The organism is Shewanella sp. SW24 (genome assembly GCF_025653395.1).
In the GTDB taxonomy this organism is placed as follows: Bacteria; Pseudomonadota; Gammaproteobacteria; order Enterobacterales; family Shewanellaceae; genus Shewanella; species Shewanella oncorhynchi.
Genome location: NZ_JAKKSH010000007.1, coordinates 1 through 19,924 on the forward strand (window position 1 = coordinate 1; position 19,924 = coordinate 19,924).

Genomic DNA, 19,924 nt, shown 5'->3' on the forward strand with positions numbered 1-19,924 from the left:
AGGGCGTCCCTAAGTCCCTAACATACCGCGCAAGCGTAATTCGAAGATTGGTAATGGCGATATTGACTGGTGTCTGTACAAATATCGCCATCTGGTTGAGAACGTGTTTGCCAGGCTAAAACATTACCGCTCAGTAGCAACAAGGTATGATAAATTAGCCCGGAATTATGCAAGTACACTGGCCTTGGCTTGCTGCCTTATATGGCTGCCAATGTGGGTTGGCTAAATTATGAACAGCAAAGATCAACAGGCCCTAAGCGAACACAGTAGCCGCGGAATACATTTCCCCTTGGAGTTGCCGCAGGGCGAATAGGCAAATTGCGTGAGTCTCGCCATGGATGGCGAGCTAGCTTTCGCAGGTGCAGGGACGCATCCTTCGGAAGCGATAGCAAATTTGCCAATGAGCACAAGGGGCTTTCAACTCCGTTGGGGGCGGCAAGGGAGATCCAAGAGGGAATTGCTGTTGATCCCCTCTTGGTCGGGTGTGGGTTGAAGACCCACGACCTTGATTCACCTCGGCCGTTAGGCCGCACTAACTCAACGAACTCAACGAACTCAACGCGAAACGGTTAACCCATAACACTCAGTACAGTGCTACAAACACAGAGCAACAAGAAAATAAGTGCCAAAGCATATTCACCAATTTGCAGGAGGAGTTGGGTATCTAAGAAAGAGAAAAGACACATCGTCCTGATGCAAGTGACTCGAATCGCGGGTACGCGATTAAAGCTCATCCTTGTTAAAAACCTAAGATAGCGACATAGTGTACACTTGTCTATAACTTTAGCATTACAAATCAAGTAATTAAGCAAGCACTGATTTAACAATGTTGATATGAATGCATGTGACTAAACCAATCGCCATCAAATAACACTATCTCTTGATCTTGCAGTGGCATGAAGTCTTGCCGTGACGGGCGGTTTGGTTTTGGCAAGCGAGCCAATTTCGACATGCAAATAAGCCCCAATTGAGCGCATTGCTCAAGGGCTCAGCGCAAAGAGCACTGAACAAAATTCAGCCATAACGTAACTGAGTTGAATCACAGTACGAACATCACTGCAGATGCCTGATAACACTGGGTTTACACTCTGATTTAGCTTGGTCAAAACTGCAACGATTAACCGCCTAAATTTGCATTTTCGGCCCTACATGCTAACGTGGCTAATGTAAATTTACATTCAGTGTTTATCAAAGCTATGTCGCAACAATCAATAAAAAGTCGATCGACAACAAGCTTATATCGGGCGATACCATGCAGCGCGGCTGATATTACACGGAAGCACAACTGAGGTTGAGATATGGAACCATCTAATACGTCACGCCGGACCTTTATTAAGCAATGTGTGATTGGCGGGGTTGCCGTATATTCGGCCCCTTTGTTGTGGGAAATGAGTCGCGCTAATGCGGCGATTGTCTCACCTGAACTGGCAGCCCAATGGCAAACTCAGGTTAATGGTCAATCCAAACCTAAGTTTCGTAACGACGGCATAGCGAAGGTCACAGGCCAAAAGGTCTATGGCCGTGATTACCGTGCTATGGACATGGAGGGCTGGCCCAAGCAGCAAGGTTACGCTTTTATTCTTCGCGCCGCCGATGCCTCCCATGTTTATCAAGGCTTTTCCCTCGACCACCTGCCCGCGTCGGCTAAGCCCTATAAAGTGATCACTGCGGCCGATCTGGCCCGTGATAAAATCAAGCTGCCCGATTTTTACGGTGACAACATGTTACTGGCCGAGGGTCAAACCGCCGACTACTTAGGTCATGCGGTGGCGATATTATTGTTCGACAGTTTTCCCGCCTTTAAGCAAGCTAAGTCCTTGCTGCAATTTGATCAAACCTTACTGCGTTTTGGTGAGCAAACGCCACTTGTGTCGGACACCAAAGACCCTTATGCCAGCTGGCGTTTGATTCGAGTAGAAGGTGAAAATGGCGCACGGGAAGATTTATATAGCCCGCTCCACGATGGGCTGTTTTTCCCTAGCGTAAAAGATCGCAAGCCTGAATGGTTAGGTAATCCGAATGCCAAAGGGACAGTGTCTGAGCGCGGGCTTTATTATGCGGGTGAGATAGATAAGCAGATTGCTAGCGCCCAAGCCAATCAACAATGGCAAGTGTTAGAGCGGGAATATCGCACCCAGATCATCGATCCTATGATGATGGAACCCGAAGCCTTTAACGGCTGGTATGACGCGGCTAGCCAAACCTTTCATACTGTGATTACCTCGCAGTCGCCGCAGGACTTTCAAGAGATGGCAGTGCACATGCTGTTATCTAGCCCACTGGCAGGCAAGGTAAAACATCTTGTGGTGCACTCGCCTTATATCGGCGGTGGATTTGGCGCGAAAGACCATTCGATATTTCCCTATTACGGCGTGATCGCGGCCGTTTATGCCAAAGGGCCAATCCGACTCGCCAATGACAGATTCGAGCAATTCCAGTCTGGCCTTAAGCGTCATCCGTTCATCATGAAAAGCCGCTTAGCGGTGGATAAATCGACCTTAAAAATCCAAGCCTTAACTTCGCAGATGACAGTCGATGGCGGCGGACGAGTCAACTTTACCCCGTCTGTCACTTCGGTTGGCGCAACAGCGATGCAAAGCATTTATTACACACCGCGCAACGATATTATCGCCACCGCCTATGCGTCGCGTAACCCAGATGCGGGCTCGATGCGCGGTTATGGCACGCTGCAATCGATGACGGCGATGGAATGCATGATCCACGAGATCGCCGACGAGTTAAAGGTTGATCCCTTTAAACTGCGCGCCGCCAACGTGATGGAGTCTGGCCAGCGCAATACTCAAGGTGCGATTCCTAACGGTACTTTACGTTACCGCGAAATGCTCGAGATGGCCGAGCAAGCTCCCGTGTGGCAAAACCGCGCGGTGAATAAAAAGGACTATGAGGCCAAACATCCGGGGATGCGTTACGGCGTCGGTTTTGGTATCGCCACCAAAGATTATGGTACGGGCGCAGCGGCGCCAAGTGCGGCGGTTCGCCTAGCTAAAGACGGTAAAATCACCCTAGAAATCGGCTTTATCGAAATGGGCACAGGCACGCAAACCTCGCAAGCCGTTGTGGTCAGCGATGCCCTTGGCAACTTTGCCGATGAAGTAAAACTCGCCGAAGTGGATATTTGGGATGCAATGCAATTAGTGCAAACCGATAATCCTTATATTATTTCGCAGCAACGCCAAGATGAAATGGCGGCTAATCCACGCTGGACGCCCGTTAAAGCCATGGCATCGTCGGCATCTATGTCGGCCTATTATCAAAGCCATGTCAGCCGCATCGCCGCCGATATTATCTATCGTCACGGCCTGTGGCCTGCGGCGGTATCAATTTGGAACGAGTTGTATTTTAACACTCCGATGGGCTCGACTAATTTGCATAACTCACGGGATGGTCGCTGGGTCGATGGCAAGCTAACTGCCTTGGGCTTTCCGCCATTGTCGCTGGATATTCTCGCTAAACGCGCCCACGACATGGGTTTAGTGGTCGGCGTGATGGGCCATGCCTTTAATCGCTGGGCTTGGGCTGAAGCCGATTTCGACATTCTTGGCACTAAAGAGCGTTTAGCACTCGATGCGCTGGCGCTGCAATACGGCGAAGGTAACGCGACGTTTGCGGCAACTTCCGATACGACTATGAGTATCAAAGCGCGTCAAGCCAGCATGAAGTCTAACGGCTATCACTTGATCGATCGTCAAGCCATGAGTTATCCCAGAGCCGAACTGAACAATGCCATGGTGACTTACTACGCCCCCTGCGCCACTTTGGTTGAAGTGGCCGTAAACGAAGGCAATGGCGAAGTCACGCTGCTGAGTTCTCATACTTGGTTAGAAGCGGGCAAAGTGATTGTTAAAGAGTTGGTCGAAGGGCAAATTCAAGGTGGCCTTGCGATGGGGATTGGCCATGCACTGCATGAAGGCTTACCGCCATTTGAAGCCGGCGCTGGCAATGGTACGTGGAACCTCAATCGCTATCAGGTGCCGTTAGCGCGGCATGTGGGCGTGTGGGATCAACGTCATACCATATTGCCACAGTTATCTGATAACGATCCCAGCCGTGGTATCGCCGAAGTGGTGATGATCCCTGTGGTCGCGGCGCTGATTGAAGCCGTGTATCAAGCAACCCATGTCCGCTTTTACGATTTACCTATGACAGCGAAAAAAATTAAGGAGGCCATGGCATGAGCCAGTCTATTAAACTGACCATTAATAACCAAGCCGTAGGCCCGATTGAAGTCGCCGATGGTGTGATGATGATTGAGTTTCTACATGAATACTTAAACCTCACAGGCACTAAGTTTGGTTGTGGCGCAGGCGTATGCCACGCCTGTACAGTGATCGTCGACGACGAGCAAGGCATGAGCGAAGTGGTGCGTACCTGCATCAATGGCGTCGAGCGTTTTAATGGTAAACGCGTCCGCACTGTTGAAGGTCATGCTAGACAAAACTCCCTTGGCGAAATCACCGCCCTGAGCCCAGTGCAAGAAGCTTTTTTGGAGCACTTCTCGTTTCAATGTGGCTGGTGTACCTCGGGCTTTGTCAACGAATCGACCGCACTGCTTGAGCGATTAGAGCGACAACCTATCGCTAAAGATCAAGTTGAAAAAGTCGTTGAAGATGCCTTGAGTGAACACGTATGCCGCTGTACTGGCTATGTAAAATACTATGCGGCGGTCAAAGATCTGATCCTCAAAACTAAGGGGCTAACCCTGTGATGACATCAGCCAATCTGCGCCATTTACCGCGCCATTTCTCGTATCTTAACAGGATAAAAAATCTGTTGAGTCACAATCTACTCCTGAGTTTAGGGCTAGGTTTGCTCGCCTGTTCCAGCAGCGTTGCCGATGAAGGCGGCAATACGAATAACGACATCGCACGCGGCGCGTATCTGATGAAGATAGGCGATTGCGTGGCATGCCATACTGCGGTGGGCGGGCGTGAACTCACGGGCGGTTTGCCGTTCGAAACCCCCTTTGGCGCTGTGTACTCGACCAATATCACCTCAGACAAAGAAACCGGGATTGGCAAATACAGTTACGAAGAGTTTTTTGACGCCATGCACCACGGTGTTGGCGTCAACGGCAACCTCTATCCTGCTATGCCTTACACGTCCTACAGCCTGCTGACGGACGACGACACTAAGGCGATTTATGCCTATTTGATGAGTACTAAACCCATCAAGCAGGCCAATCGCGACAATGATGTTTACTTTCCGTTTAACCTGCGTTTTGGCTTAAAAGCTTGGAACTTAGTCGCACACGATGCTAAGGAATTTACCCCGAGCAAGGAAAAAAGCGAACATTGGAACCGCGGCAATTACTTAGTCAATGCCCTTGGGCACTGCGGTGAATGCCACACCCCAAGAGACACGCTGTTTGCCATGGAGCAGGACAAGCACTTTGAGGGCGCGATTATCGAAGGGCTAGAGGCATCGGACATTCGCCCCGCTGAGCTTAACAGGCAGAACTGGACCCATGAGGATCTTAAGTCGCTGTTTACCGAAGGCTACTCCCGTAAAGGCACCGTCTTTGGCGGCATGTATCCCGTGGTGTATCACAGCTTTAGCCACTTAACCGATGATGATATGCGCGCGGTAAGCAGTTATCTGCTCGATAACGACGATGATCTTAAACCGGATCCGCTCACCTTTAACGGCCATAAACCTGAACTGCCAGGCTATACGCTCTACAAAGGTTACTGCGCCGGTTGCCATGGTCAAAATGGTGAAGGTCGCCCTAATGTCGCCCCCGCGATGGCAGGAAACGCCACCTTAGATAAAGCGAGTCCTCATAATATCGTCGCCGTAATACTAAAAGGCATTCAGAGCCAGCATTACAACGCTACCACCAGCTTTTATGCCATGCCGGGATATGCTGATGAGTTAAGCGACGAGCAGATTAAAGACTTAGCCAATTACCTAAGACTCACCTGGAGCACACAAGCTGGTAATCTCGATGTAAAAACCATCCAAAGCTTAAAAGAAGTGATCCTCGAGCACGACTAACCCACATAGGTATGTGGGAGATTTAAAATAAAAGCCGACTCTAGAGTCGGCTTTTGCTTGAATGATTTAGAGCACGAAAATCTGTCAGTCAACGGCGTTTATTCTCACTAACCACGCAGTCGAGTATCAAAAAAGGCTAAGCTGCGCGCCCAAGCGAGTTCGGCGGTGGCTTTATCGTATCGGCCAGTGGAGTCGTTATGAAAACCGTGATTCACATTCGGGTAAAGATAGGCGACGTAATCGGCTTTGTTGGCTTTTAGCTGGGTTTCGTACTCGGCCCAAGTGTCGTTTACCCGCTGATCGAGCCCAGCAAATTGCAACATAAGTGGCCCCTTTACTCGGCTACGCAGTTCTGCAGCCGCGGGTGTGCCATAGAAAGGTACGCCTGCATTGAGTTCATCGGGAATCGTGGCGGCCAGCATATTGACGATATAGCCGCCAAAGCAAAAACCTACGGCACCGAGTTTGCCATTGCTTTGGGGATGGGATTTTAAAAACTGCGCAGCGGCAATAAAGTCTTGCTCGATTTTGGCTCTGTCTAAACTGCTTTGCATGGCGCGGCCCGCATCATCATTACCCGGATAACCACCGAGGGAATAAAGCGCATCGGGGGCGAAGGCGATATACCCCTGCGCGGCTAATCGGCGAGCCACATCTTCGATATAGGGATTAAGGCCCCGATTCTCATGCACCACTAATACCACTGCGGCTTTTTTACTGAGATCTAAGGTTTTCGGCTCACCTGCTGCACTGCCCGCGAGCAATAACCCATCGGGCATGACTAAGTAGCCGCGCCCTTCACCGTAACCATTTGGCGAGGGAAACTTAACATAGCTGGCTTGAATACTGGGATCGTTAAAGGAGACTTGCTCGGCGACGGCATAGTTCGGCAAGAGTGCGCTCGTGAGCATCGTCATGGTGAAACCTAGCGCCACCAGCCCTGCGAGCCGCCCCATAAACTCACGGCGATCGATAATGCCATGGGCATATTCGTCATACCAGTCAAAGGCTTCCTGCGGTATCGGTTGTACTTTCTGGGCATGTATCTGACTTGTTTCTGCTAAGGCTTGCTTGTCTTGTTGTGTCATCGTTATTCCTCCATTGAACAAGCTAACCACAGGTAACACGTCTTCCCTAGCTTGTGGGTGTTAAGATTTAACTCAAGAGTAAAGTAAGAATCGCACTTAGGGCAACTGACTTTAACGTTTGCCGTTTGGTAAGTTTGTTTTGAAATAGCACACGATCGGCACAAACGGCTGTCGGTTAGGGCAAGGCTAGCTTAAAATAGCGATTTAGATTCTAGAGGGCCTAGCGTGATACAACATAGAGCTAGCCAGATGGTGATATTCCACACTCTGGTGACCAGTGGTAGTTTTACCCAAGCGGCGGCCAAGTTAAAAACCTCGACTTCCTATGTCAGCAAGCAGCTTGGCGCACTGGAAGCCGAGCTGAACTTGCTGTTAGTGCAGCGCACTACTCGCACCTTAGTGCTAACCGACGCGGGCCAACAGTTTGCCCATTACTGTGAGCAAGTGTTTGAAGCGACGCAAAATGCCGATGCGATTATGCTAGATGCCCGCGATGACATTAGCGGTACGATTCGTCTCGGTTCCTCCCAGTCCTTCGGCACCTTACACATCATCCCCGCACTGGAAGTGTTGCAGCAAAAATACCCCGAATTGCGATTTGAGCTAAGCCTGTTCGACCATAAAGCCGACATGCTAGAAGAAGGCCTGGATCTGTGGATCACTAACCATGAACAGCTGAACGAAGGTTATATCGCCCAGCACCTTGCCGAGACTAACTTTGTGGTGGTCGCCTCTCCCGATTATTTACTCAAGCATGGCGTGCCACACCATCCACAGGCGTTAGCGCAACATAATTGCGTTATCTATCAAAGCAAGAGCCGTAATTATGATCGCTGGAGTTTTGCTAAGGATGACCTAGAACAAACCGTGCATGTGGCGGGGAATTACCGTGTCGATTTAGCCGAAGCCGTGCGCAATGCGGTGATTGCCGGGCGCGGCATAGGCTATGTGGCCACGTATTTACTCAGTGATGAGTTTCAAAGCGGAAAACTGATCCAGCTCTTACCCGATTGGAAACCACTGCAACAGATGCCCGTCTATGTGGTTTACCCGAGGCGGCGCCATTTACCGACTAAGTACAAAGTGATTATCGAATGTTTAAAGTCCCATATCGGCCACCCGCCCTACTGGGATAAAAAGCTCAAACCTTGGTTAGGTAAGACAGTCACTTAAACTGCAGCCACTTAAGCTACTGTCATTTAAGCAACAGTCACTTAAGCTGCATTTCAAAAAAGTACTGACTACGACACCAGCCTAAAGTCGTCTGTGGCGTGATTTCGATTATTGCCACAGGCACAAATATTATTTCCTCTGGGCAACAGTAGCTAAAATAGCTTTTATTCTCCTGCATAAACAGCAACTTAAACTGTTGCTATTTTCGACTATTTTACCGTAACAGCCCAGTAACGCCCTCGACTTGCCCTTACTGCGACTCGGCCTACAATGCGCGGCTTCTTCCTTAACTCAAAAGAATAACCCCTTATGATCGCGATATTAGGCATGATTAGTATCTTGTTTTTTGCTTGGTTACTGTCAGTGAACCGCAAGAATATTCCCTACCGCACTGTGATTTTAGCCCTAGGCTTACAAATTATATTCGCCCTGTTAGTGCTCTACGTTCCTGCGGGTAAGGCCGTATTGCAGTCTGTTACGGCGGGCGTGTCGAGCGTGATAGCCTATGGCAACGAAGGAATTGGTTTCCTGTTTGGGGATCTCGCCACGGGTAAAGTCGGCTTCGTATTTGCAATCAATGTGTTAGGTATCATCATCTTTTTCTCGGCACTGATTTCGGCCTTATACCATATTGGGTTAATGCCTAAGGTGATCAACATTATTGGTGGTGGTCTTCAGCGTTTACTGGGCACGGGCCGCGCCGAGTCTTTATCTGCCACGGCAAACATCTTCGTCGGCATGATTGAAGCGCCGCTGGTGATCAAACCCTATTTAAAGCACATGAGCGATTCGCAATTCTTCGCGGTCATGAGCTGTGGTTTAGCCTCTGTCGCGGGCGGTACCTTAGTCGGATATGCCGCTTTAGGTGTCGATCTCAACTATTTGATCGCCGCGGCCTTTATGTCCGCACCCGCGGGTCTGTTGATGGCAAAAATCCTCATGCCGCCTAGCGACAATGACAAAAATAGTGCCGATGAAATTACCTCAGTCGAACTGCCACGCGCCACCAATGTGGTTGAAGCCTTAGCCGATGGTGCTATGTCTGGCATGCGGATTTCTGTCGGGATTGGTGCCACTCTACTGGCCTTTGTCAGTGTTATCGCCCTACTGAATGGCATGTTAGGCGCTGTGGGTGAATGGTTCGGTTACCAGTTAAGCTTCGAATTTTTACTCGGTTATCTATTCGCCCCTATGGCGTGGCTGCTGGGTATTCCTTGGCATGAGGCCATTACTGCAGGCTCACTCATTGGCCAAAAAATCGTAGTGAATGAATTTGTAGCCTTCATCCAGTTAATGAAAGTCGAAGACCAACTGAGCGCCCATTCTCAGGCCGTTGTGACTTTTGCCCTGTGTGGTTTTGCGAACATTTCAACCATGGCGATTTTGATCGGTGGGCTGGGTAGCATGGTGCCAGAGCGCCGCGAATTTATCGCCCGTAATGGTTTTCGCGCCATTGCCGCTGGCGTATTCGCTAACCTCATGAGTGCGGCAATCGCCAGCGTGATCCTCTCGCTGTAATCCATCAGCTTGGGCTTTTTTAGGCACTCATCTCACCATTGAGTTAACCACTAAGTTAGCCACTCTCGCGCAGCAAAGCCGCGATCAACACAAACCCAAATCAAGCAAGCTTGGTTTGGGTTTTCTTTTATGCCTCAGATATTTTTTGTGTATAATGTCGCCAGAAAAAGATTAATGAGTTTACATTTCAATAACATGCGTAGCCAAAGGAGTACGAATGGCCATAGTGAAATACAAGGCAGTTAACGCCGCAATCACACTGACAATGGCAGGTATAACACTCTTGTTAACCGCCTGCGATAACTCAACGTCACCCTCCAATTCAGTTAATACCAACATACCCACAGAGCGTGAATATCAGATTATCTCCACAATAAACCTCAATGATGGCTTTGAAACCCGCAAAGTGCTGCAGGCACGACTGCTGCTGGATTACCAATTACAGAATGCAGAGGGTAAGGCGACCAGCTTAACAACGCCGTTAACCCATAACGCCCGTTTTTTTATCCAACCTAATATGCTGCAAATTAGCGATTATGGCATGCCGATTCCGGTGAGTAATATCGACCCTAAAGGTAACTCTAATGAAATCTTTCAGTTGGTTAAAGATGGCTTTAATGTGGAATTTAACAATGGTGAAGTCCGCCAACTGACTCCCATTGCCAAGATGGATCAAAAAGATATCAAAGAATTATTTGACCACTGGGTGAATCTTAATAGCTTGTTTAAACAGGCTCCAACCTTACCCGTGGCGCTAGAGCCTAAGGTCGGTTATAGCATTAGCGCCCCCATGGACGCACGCCTAACTTGGACGGTTGAGGGAGTGACCGAAGATAAGTTATTTGCGGTAGTACAAGGTGAGAAAGACAACTTTAAGGCCTATGGCAAGTTCGAGCTTAACCGCAAAACCGGTTGGTTAGAGAGCATGGCGTTTTTTCAACAAGAAGTGCAGCAAGGCAGTACTCTCACCCGCCGCATCGCCATGGCGCCCAAGGATAGCCCTTATATTATGAGCATGCTTTGGCATGCCGACGCTCGCTACGATGCGGAGCGTGATATAGATGATCTGCAAAAAGAGCTCTACCCGATTAGCGATGTTCCGCGGGAATATAAAGCCCATGATAAGGACTTTATAAAATCCTTATTAGCTGATCAGCAAGGTATTCTTGATAATATTGGCCCATGGGGCGCTGACACGCCAGAAGTTCTGCAATTGCGCTTTGTGCATAATATGAGCCCGCGATATGTGGTTGCTAATGTGAATTATGAAGACTTAGCCGCCTTTGATGCCAGCGGAAATCCGATAGACATTCACTTCTGGCAGCACAGCAGAGGTGTGGCGATGAATTTCAACCGCTCGATTGAGTCTTCGGTGGATCTTATCGCCACAGGCTGGGACAACACCGCCAATAAACTCAAACTGATAGACCATATCACCGCCAAGCTGACCCTTATCCCCGAAAGCAATAAGATAGTCGAAAAGTCGTGGGATGAACTGGTCGCGAATCCTTACGCCTTCGGCGATGCGAGCCTCACCATTCAGGTGCTCGACGCCAAGGCAAAGCTATTTAAAGTCGTAACAAAGCAGAGTAACACTCAAAACATTAACCTTCCTTTTCAGCAATTTAAAGGAAAGATGGCCGAAGCCCGTCGCGATGGTGATTATCCCCAATGGTTAACAGTGACGGATAAGGAACTACTGGGGGAATTAATCGGTGTCGATGATCCTCATCACCTTAGCACCCGCGCCCTGTTACTTAAGCTAGATGAAATCCCTAAAACCGTTGTAATCGTAGAGAACCAGCCACAGCCGGAGTTAAGCCAAACCAAGAACATCCGCTTTGTGACCTTTACCGACTACAACCAAAATCTGGCCAATCCCTTAAGCGAGTTTGGCGATTCGAGCCTCAATAACTTCCTCTATCAAGATCTTGAGCCATCAAACGCCGAAATCAGTGCGATCCAAGGGATAAAACCTGAGACTGAAAATGGCCATAATCTGTATATTCCTATGTCAGCCGCATTAGCGAGTGCCTGTAAACCTGAAATAGAACAAGGTTTTAAAGAGGGGAAACACGAAGTCACTTGGCTGTTTGAGCATAATGCCCCAAACGGACCAGCCTATACCCTGATGACGCCCGACCGCGAGCGGCAGTTTTTCTACGATAAACACATCCAAGGAAAAATCCATTGCCAAGGTGATATCAGTTGGCAACCCTTAGAGCAGGCCGCGAATCCACGTCCTTGGTTAATCGATTTACAAGCTTGGCTAACAAAAACCGGTTATGGTGACGAGCCGAGTAAAGATCTTAAGAACTACTTTAAAGTCGAAGATGCCCAAGGCAATCTGTTAACCATTCGACTCCCTGAAAATACTGAGCAGCGGATTAACGAGGCGCTGGTCGATGGCCGCTATTTGAGTGTTGCGGGCCCTGCCGCTAAGGTGAGTTATATGACGCTCTCTCAAAACCCCGTCGACATCCCCTATGAATTCGCCTTTAAACCTTTGCCATAAGGAGCAGTTATGCGTCTATTTATATTAAAACTGCTCCTTGGAGCATTCGTACTTATCAGTGCTAATGCTAGTGCAGACAGTGTGCTACTCGATGCCCATTGGAAGGTTGTCAAAGATGAAAAACAGGCTCAATACTATCTAAAACAATCGACCGAAGTGATCGACGGCAATTATAAGGCTGAGGTTTATTACAAAAACAACGATATGCTTTTTTGCGCCAGTGCCCTCGCCGATAACAAAATCGGTAAAACCCTCACAAGCGAACAATTCCGCGGTGCTTATCAATGTTACTTTGAGGATGGCAAGCCGTACGAGCAAGGCTTTCGCAATGGGCAAGGTCAACTTCATGGCTTGCTAAAAAAATACATTGCCACCGGCCAATTGTATGTTGAATCCCACTATGAAAATGGTGTGAAGCAAGGCCTAGAAACTGCTTATTGGAATGGCGGCAATATCCGTTACAAAGTGAACTTTCAAAAAGGCAAAGAAGTCGGCATCAGCGAACATTTTAGTCCTGAGGGCGAAGTTACCGCAAAAATCTGCAATGACCCGACCTGTGTGAGCCAATATTTTAATCTTGGCAAACTCAACCGCGAAACACATCGCGTTGATGGCCTATTGCATGGCACTGAGACAACTTGGGGCCTGAATGGGCAAGTCATCTCGACCCAAGAGTTCGTTAAAGACAAAAGGCAAGGTGACTATTTTGAATATTTTGACAATGGCAAAGTCGAGCGTCACTACCAATATCAAGCTGACTATCAGGTCGGTGAGCAACTGACTTATTATGAAAATGGTCAGATCAAATTAAAGGAAGTGACCAACGATAAAGGGGATGCCCTCCAATCCATCGAATACGATGAGCAAGGGCAAATAAAAAAAACCACCGACAGCAAATACCAAGGTAATCGCTGGGTTTATCGTAAGCAGCAGCGCTTTAGCAAGGGCCAACTGATTGAGAGCACAGAAAACGACATACTCAAAAACTGGTCACTCAGCGAAGACTACCAGCAAGGCGAGTTAGTGAGTCGCAGCGAGGAACTCGATAAAAAATTGACTGGCTTACATATTAAATCCTTCGACCAAACTGATGTAAACACCGTTTCCCGCGAGTATTTTAACGAGGGCAAGCGTGAAGGCCCCTATGAAATGGTGAAAATCGACCATAAAACCGGTAAGCGTTGGGTGGCCGAGCAAGGTCAATATTCCAATGACAAGCCCACAGGCAAATGGAAGAAGCAGCAAGAGGATACCAGCCTCACCTTTAGCTATGATGACAATGGTGAACTCCATGGCGAGTTTCGTAATGAGACAAGTTCAGGGCAATTACTTGAATTAATCAACTTTAACCATGGCAACCCCGAAGGATTAGTACAACGCTACGCCACGAACGGCCAATTGTATGAAAAGGGCGAATACCGCAATGGGCAGCAGGATGGCGACTGGGTGTACACCCATGGTGAGTTCGGTTTTAACCCAAGGCCAAATCCTGAGAGACACTATTGGTACGGCCGCTTCGACCAAGGTAAACAAGTCGGCCACTGGGAACTGCGTAATACCGAAGACTATGTGCTTGAAATAGCTAATTATGACGAGCAGGGCAGGCTTCATGGTAAACAATACGAATTTAGGGATAATGGCTGGATAGAAGTGATCAATAGCTTCCATCATGGCGAGTTTTTAAATCGGGAAATACCGCCGCCGGTGATTACCTCGGACCATGTTTTCCCTATTTTTTAGCCTAAGCATATTCGCTTAATCGATTAACTTAACCCTTGGCGCTGTGCACTGTATATAAGTGCACAGCCCGATAAATAAACTCAACAGCAAAAAATTAGGATTCTTGTATAGGCTGCAAACCGCGCGGCCTTAAGACCCAGAACAGAGCAAGGAATCAGCATGTTCAATACGTCATTTCACTTTATCAGCCTCGCGATTGCGGGAGCCAGCTTAACCAGTGTCCATGTACAAGCAGCGCAAAATCTCTCCTCCATGATGGTAGAAATCCGCCAACAGGACGGAATTCCTAGCTATTACAATCTCGCCACTGGCATGCCCTTAAATGGCGATATCGCCATAGTGCGCGACAACCAAGGCTATACCTTAGGGCAGTTTTCCGAGGGGATCCCTAATGGTAAATGGCAAGTATTTCATACCAATAACAGCAAGCTAGTCGAAGGAAACTATCAGCAGGGTTATCAAGATGGCACTTGGCATATGTTCGATTTGAGCGGCGCCGTTACTGAGGAACAGCAATTTGCCAAAGGCGTGCCCACGGGCGAATGGAAGGAATACAACAGCAGCGGCCATCTCAGCCAAACGACGCGCTATAAAGACGGTAAAAAGGAGCAAGTAAAACGTTTCTATAACAGTGGCAAACTGCAAGCCCAAGAAAGCTACCTCGATAACCTGCGCCACGGGAAATGGGAAAGTTTCTATGAAAACGGTACCTTGTCCCAAAGCCAGAGCTATGCGAACAACCAACTCTCAGGTTCTTATTTAGAACAAAATCCCAATGGACAAGCCACAGTGACGGGCCGCTTCGATGCAGAAGGCCGTCGCCAAGGAGCATGGGAAACCTTTTTCGATGACGGGACTAAATCGAGCAGCAGCCAGTTTAATCTCAATCTGCTCGAGGGTGAAGAACGGACATTTTACCCCAATGGTGAACTCGCCAGCCGCTGTCAATATAGCGCTGGGCAACGCCAAGGGAAATGCCAGCAATATAATGATGCAGGTAAATTACAAGTTGAAGAACAGTATGTTAATGGTGCATTAGACGGGCCACAGCAATATTTTAATGCCGAGGGCATTCTCACCAGTGCTCTCAACTATAAACAGGATCAACTCGCCGGTACGCAAAAATATTTCCACAACAACGGCCAACTTAAAGAATTACGTAACTACCAAGACTCAAAGCAGGCTGACAATGGCCAATACCCGCTTCATGGACCATCGGAGCGTTATGATGCCGAAGGTCATCTGCTCGAAAAAAGCCACTACGACATGGGAATTAAGGATGGCCAATTTGAGCGCTATCACGCTGGCAAGCTGCAATCCTCCGAGCAATGGCGACAAGGGCAGCGTCACGGTGAATCACGCCGTTACCACAACAATGGCAAGCTGCGGACGCTAGATCAATACGTTGAAGGTAAACCAACAGGGAAATCAGAAACCTATTTTGACGACGGCACAGTGAGTGAGCGCGGCGAACGTATCGATGGCCAATGGGTCGGAAAATATGAGTCATTTTACGATAACGGTAAACCTCGGGAAATATCTCACTACGCACGGGATAAAAAAGACAATGCCAGTCGTTACCCTCTTGATGGCCATTTCGCCCGCTGGTATGCCAATGGTGATCCCAATGAAGAAGGCACATATCAAAACGGCAATAAAGAAGGCCTATGGATACAGTACAGCGAAGGCCTGAAACAACGGGAGCAAACCTTCGCCAATGGCAAACTTAATGGTAACTATGCAGAGTATTACCACGGACGCCGCCGTGTGACAGGGGAGTATCTGGACGACCAAAAAACCGGTCTATGGACGGATTATCGCTACGAAGAAAAAGACCCTACCTATGGCACAATCCCCGAGGGAAATATCCAGCAAAAAAGCCATTGGCAGGAAAACAAGCGCCATGGAATTCGAGAGTTTTACAGCTTTAAGCAAGTGGTTTACCGCTCAGAAACCTATGATAACAATGATAAAACTGGCCCGTATGCCGAGTACTATCCCAACAATGGCCAGCTAAAACTTAGCGGTGCTATGGATAAAGGTAATCAAACTGGATTGTGGGAAAGCTGGTTTGAGGATGGGATGCAAGCTGCTAGCACTGAGTTTTTAGAGGGTCAAAGCCATGGCCAAACGAAAGAATATTACAGTAACGGCCAACTCAAATTAGAGGCAATTTATGCTAAGGGTTCGCTTGATGGTCAAGTTAAGCAATATCACCAGAACGGTAAGCCAGAACTCGTTGAAACCTGGGTGAAAGGCCAAAAAGAAGGCGATGCCAGCTATTACCACAACAATGGCAAGTTAGCCGAACAAGGCACTTATCTTAGGGATCGCAGGGAAGGCCTATGGCAAAGTTTTTGGCCTAATGGTGAAAAACGCACTGAAGGCAGTTATCTCAGCGATCGAGAATCAGGGGATTGGAATCATTATGATCAACTCGGCAAGCTGATTAAAACAGAACACCATGGCTAGCTTAAAAATGGGGTTTTAGATTAAAAAGCGATCTAGTTCAAACATTTATCCTTAACTCCAAATCTAAAGGAAGTTTCATGCAAAGTGTGCCATAACCAGTGTCTATACTAACGGCCTTTTTTTTCGTTTAGGACAAATTGCCTATGAAGACATTTATGAAAGACGAGTTAGCCCTGCTACTGGGAATACTGACCTTAGTATTCTTTAAAACCGGTGGCGATAGCTTACTCGCCGATGGCACCGCCCTCTCGACCTATATTCCCGTTTCACTCGCCCTATTGGGTGTAGTGACTTGGGCCATTTTCTCTGTGGTACGCCACTCAGATGCACTAGCGATTAAGCTTGGCGATCCCTATGGCACCTTAATCTTAACTTTATCGGTCATTTCACTCGAAGTAGTGATGATCTCCTCCGTGATGCTGACCGGAGAACCCAACCCTGTCATGGCACGCGACACTATGTTCGCCGTCGTCATGTTGATCATCAATGGCTTAGTGGGCTTTACATTATTACTTGGCGGCTGGCGTTACCATACCCAGCATTTCAATTTAGATGGCGTAAAATCCTATCTCGTGGCGATTATTCCCCTCGCCCTACTCTGTTTAGTACTGCCCAATTTTACCGAAGGTGGCACTATTGGCGGCATGTCTAAAGCCATGTCTTGGATGCTGATCATTATTTCGATTCTGCTCTATGGCGTCTTTTTAGTGGTACAGACGAAGAGCCACAGCCATTTCTTTGTCGATGCCGATCATGAAGACCATGAGGAACACCACGGCATACTGCGCAGTAATGCTTACCATACGATTCTATTAATTGGCTACTTACTCGTAGTCATTTTGCTGGCAAAAACCTTAGCTATGCCCATCAATTACAGCGTAGCAACCCTAGGCGCTCCACAGGCATTAGGGGGCTTTATTGTGGCCTGCTTGATTTTATCCCCCGAAGCTGTGGGAGGCTTTAAGGCCGCGTTAAACAATCAATTACAGCGGGCGATGAATCTGTATTTTGGCTCAGTGCTCGCGACGATTGCACTCACAGTCCCCGCGGTATTAATTATTGGCAGCGTGATAGATCAAGAAGTCCATTTAGGCCTGTCACCCGCCGACATGGTGCTGTTAATTACCAGTTTAATGGTCTGTAAGGTAAGCTTTAGCAGCGGTCGCACCAATGCATTGCACGGCGCGACTCATATAGTCTTGTTTATCGTTTACTTGTTCTTAATGTTTGAACATGCCTAAACTTTATTAAATCCAAGGCCGAGCGTGATTTATTTGCGTCTCGGCTTTACGCTTTTCTCATCCAGATTGACCCGCAGTAAGAGTACAAACCAGACTAAAGCGCCAACAACAAACCAGATAAAAATCCACACTAACTTATAGCCATTACGAGCCTCAAATGGTTCAAATTTGGGCATAAAAATCGTTTGATGTTCAGCTTGATAAAGCGGACTTTTTTGTGCGGCGCTGAGCAACTCTGAACGAAGAGAGGATGGGGCTAATCGTTCAAGGTAAACAAAACTCTGGGGATCCAACTCATTGAACTCATTTAGGGATTTAGCCAAAAACGCTTTGAATTGCGCTTCTTTCTCATTGGGTTCAAGTCGATTACTGATCTCCTGCTGATAAACTTTACCATACCAAGCGAGGGCCTTAGCATGCCAACTGTCTGCACGCTCTGCAAAAATAGGCATAGCGATATACAGCGCCATATTTAAGTGACTACTATGTTTACCTGTAACCTCTAGGCTTCGCTGCAAACCAATTTGCGTCTTATCAATATAAGATTGCTGAAACTGATAATACTGAGTATTTTTATGGAGATACAATTCTTGTATCGATGCTAATTGCGTTAACTTCCCCGTGGTAGTCTTGAGATATTCCTGCGCAACGATGCAAGGAACAGCCATTAATTGCACCGCGATCAATAAATAGAAAAAGCGCGAATTATCTTTAACAAACTTGAGTCGTTTTAGCCTAGGCCTGATATAAATGATCGACAATAGCCAAGACAGTATCTGCGGCAGCCACAAATTAACGATATCTTCATCTAGGCTAAAAAACTCAAGGTTAACCAACAACAGCCAATGGACAAAACTGTAACCAGAAACAAATAACAGGCTGAGAAATAAGAAGGGAAAATAGATAAGTTGAATTTTTTTTAAAAATACATCCACACAAATGTCATCCTTGAGAACATAAAATAACGACTATGGTACGCTCAAATCCATCATAAATTTATCAAAATTGAGTAGAAACTCAAAGCGTTAAAACATAAAGGCCAGATTGATTGCTCATCTGGCCTTTATGTTTGTACTTTTATAGAGCTGCAACCGAGAAACTAGGTCTCACTCAACTTAGCTAATTGCTGCTGGCTACGTTGTTTCTTGTATTGCTTAGCTTCAGCAGGAATAGGAGTGACTTTGCCAGTCTCTAGCCAGTTACGTAAACGGTTAGCATCCGCAATATGAGTATATTTGCCGTAAGCATCGAGCACGACAAATGCCACTTGGCGTTTTGCCATTTCAGTACGCATCACAAGGCAGTGCCCTGCTGCATTCGTAAAGCCTGTTTTGGTTAGATGAATATCCCAGTTATCTTTATAAACCAAACGATTGGTATTACGAAAATCTAAACTGTATCTTGGGTTGGCAAAGGTAACCGTCTTCTTCTCGGTCGAACTCAGCTGGCCTAGCATAGGGTACTTTTCACTGGCCTTAAGTAATACAATCAGATCACTGGCACTCGAAACGTTTTTATAGGATAAACCTGTAGGTTCAACATAGCGGGTATTTTTCATTCCCAGCGCTTTTGCTTTGGCATTCATCGCCTTAATAAAAGCTTTATGACCACCGGGATAATGATGTGCAAGACTTGCAGCGGCACGGTTTTCTGATGACATCAAGGTCAGTAATAACATTTCTTTACGGCTGATTTCACTGCCGATACGAACTCGAGAATAAACACCTTTCATTTCTTTGGTATCACGGATGTTTACCGCAAGCTTTTGCTCCATAGGTAACTTTGCATCCAGCACCACCATAGCTGTCATCAACTTAGTGACAGATGCAATTGACATTACTGCATTAGGATTATTGGAATAAAGCACTTCATTGGTTTTTAAGTCCACGACTATCGCACTACGTCCTGCAATTTCTTGCTTTAATGGTGCTTGCTTCGTTTTTGCTGTCGATTGAGTTTTGGTGCTTTTATATGCGACAGAGGCCGAATCGGCTGAATGCGCTGTCGTGGCAACGGTGAGACTGCTGCACGCAAGAATAAAACTACTGAGCAGAAAACGGATCTTCATATAGATTTCACTGAATAGATAAGGGATCGATTGTGCTATGGCACAGGTTTTGGCTAAGTATAGGAGTTCTACAGTGAAAGAAATAGAATGCAAT

Annotated in this window: 12 protein-coding genes and 1 pseudogene; 10 read left to right on the top strand and 3 right to left on the bottom strand. The window is 47.4% G+C overall.

From position 1 onward, the window contains the following. Window positions 1-13: 13 nt before the first annotated feature. From L5M17_RS07535 to L5M17_RS07550, 4 genes and pseudogenes are all read left to right on the top strand, one after another. Window positions 14-226: pseudogene (locus tag L5M17_RS07535) on the top strand (transposase); the annotation flags it as partial. A gap of 1,072 nt (window positions 227-1,298) precedes the next feature. Continuing rightward, window positions 1,299-4,196 (top strand): xanthine dehydrogenase family protein molybdopterin-binding subunit, encoded by a 2,898-nt coding sequence (locus tag L5M17_RS07540; protein WP_263146385.1) that lies wholly within the window; start codon window positions 1,299-1,301, stop codon window positions 4,194-4,196. Beyond that, entirely contained in the window at window positions 4,193-4,726 is a 534-nt protein-coding gene (locus tag L5M17_RS07545; protein ID WP_006082848.1) for a (2Fe-2S)-binding protein, read from the top strand. The genes L5M17_RS07540 and L5M17_RS07545 overlap by 4 nt, the downstream gene beginning before the upstream one ends. After that, complete coding sequence (locus tag L5M17_RS07550) at window positions 4,726-6,015, top strand: cytochrome c (protein ID WP_263146387.1); 1,290 nt, start codon at window positions 4,726-4,728, stop codon at window positions 6,013-6,015. Before L5M17_RS07545 ends, L5M17_RS07550 begins: the two co-directional genes overlap by 1 nt. A 107-nt stretch (window positions 6,016-6,122) precedes the next feature. On the opposite strand, the gene L5M17_RS07555 is transcribed toward L5M17_RS07550, so the two are convergent. Continuing rightward, window positions 6,123-7,103: a dienelactone hydrolase family protein gene (locus tag L5M17_RS07555; RefSeq protein WP_263146389.1), complete on the bottom strand. Its 981-nt coding sequence runs from the start codon at window positions 7,101-7,103 to the stop codon at window positions 6,123-6,125. A gap of 225 nt (window positions 7,104-7,328) precedes the next feature. Here L5M17_RS07555 and L5M17_RS07560 point away from each other — a divergent pair, with 225 nt between their 5' ends. From L5M17_RS07560 to L5M17_RS07585, 6 genes are all read left to right on the top strand, one after another. Further along, window positions 7,329-8,276: a LysR family transcriptional regulator gene (locus tag L5M17_RS07560; protein WP_028761657.1), complete on the top strand. Its 948-nt coding sequence runs from the start codon at window positions 7,329-7,331 to the stop codon at window positions 8,274-8,276. A 309-nt stretch (window positions 8,277-8,585) separates the two neighbouring features. Further along, a complete protein-coding gene (locus L5M17_RS07565) occupies window positions 8,586-9,794 on the top strand; it encodes a NupC/NupG family nucleoside CNT transporter (RefSeq protein WP_219233794.1) in 1,209 nt (402 codons plus the stop codon). Window positions 9,795-10,011: 217 nt separating this feature from the next. Continuing rightward, entirely contained in the window at window positions 10,012-12,309 is a 2,298-nt protein-coding gene (locus tag L5M17_RS07570) for a hypothetical protein (RefSeq protein WP_263146392.1), read from the top strand. Between the two features lie 9 nt (window positions 12,310-12,318). After that, window positions 12,319-14,049, top strand: a complete 1,731-nt coding sequence (locus tag L5M17_RS07575) for a toxin-antitoxin system YwqK family antitoxin (protein ID WP_263146395.1) — start codon at window positions 12,319-12,321, stop codon at window positions 14,047-14,049. Between the two features lie 159 nt (window positions 14,050-14,208). Next, entirely contained in the window at window positions 14,209-16,521 is a 2,313-nt protein-coding gene (locus L5M17_RS07580; RefSeq protein WP_263146397.1) for a toxin-antitoxin system YwqK family antitoxin, read from the top strand. Window positions 16,522-16,664: 143 nt separating this feature from the next. Further along, the gene (locus L5M17_RS07585) at window positions 16,665-17,762 is read left to right on the top strand and encodes a calcium:proton antiporter (protein ID WP_025008445.1); all 1,098 of its coding nucleotides are present in this window, start codon (window positions 16,665-16,667) and stop codon (window positions 17,760-17,762) included. Window positions 17,763-17,791: 29 nt separating this feature from the next. On the opposite strand, the gene L5M17_RS07590 is transcribed toward L5M17_RS07585, so the two are convergent. Together L5M17_RS07590 and pbpG are read right to left on the bottom strand one after the other, a co-directional pair. Next, on the bottom strand, window positions 17,792-18,697 hold the full coding sequence (locus L5M17_RS07590) for a hypothetical protein (RefSeq protein ID WP_249195546.1): 906 nt from the start codon (window positions 18,695-18,697) through the stop codon (window positions 17,792-17,794). Window positions 18,698-18,861: 164 nt separating this feature from the next. Further along, a complete protein-coding gene (gene pbpG / locus L5M17_RS07595; RefSeq protein ID WP_105251600.1) occupies window positions 18,862-19,830 on the bottom strand; it encodes a D-alanyl-D-alanine endopeptidase in 969 nt (322 codons plus the stop codon). Window positions 19,831-19,924: the final 94 nt, after the last annotated feature.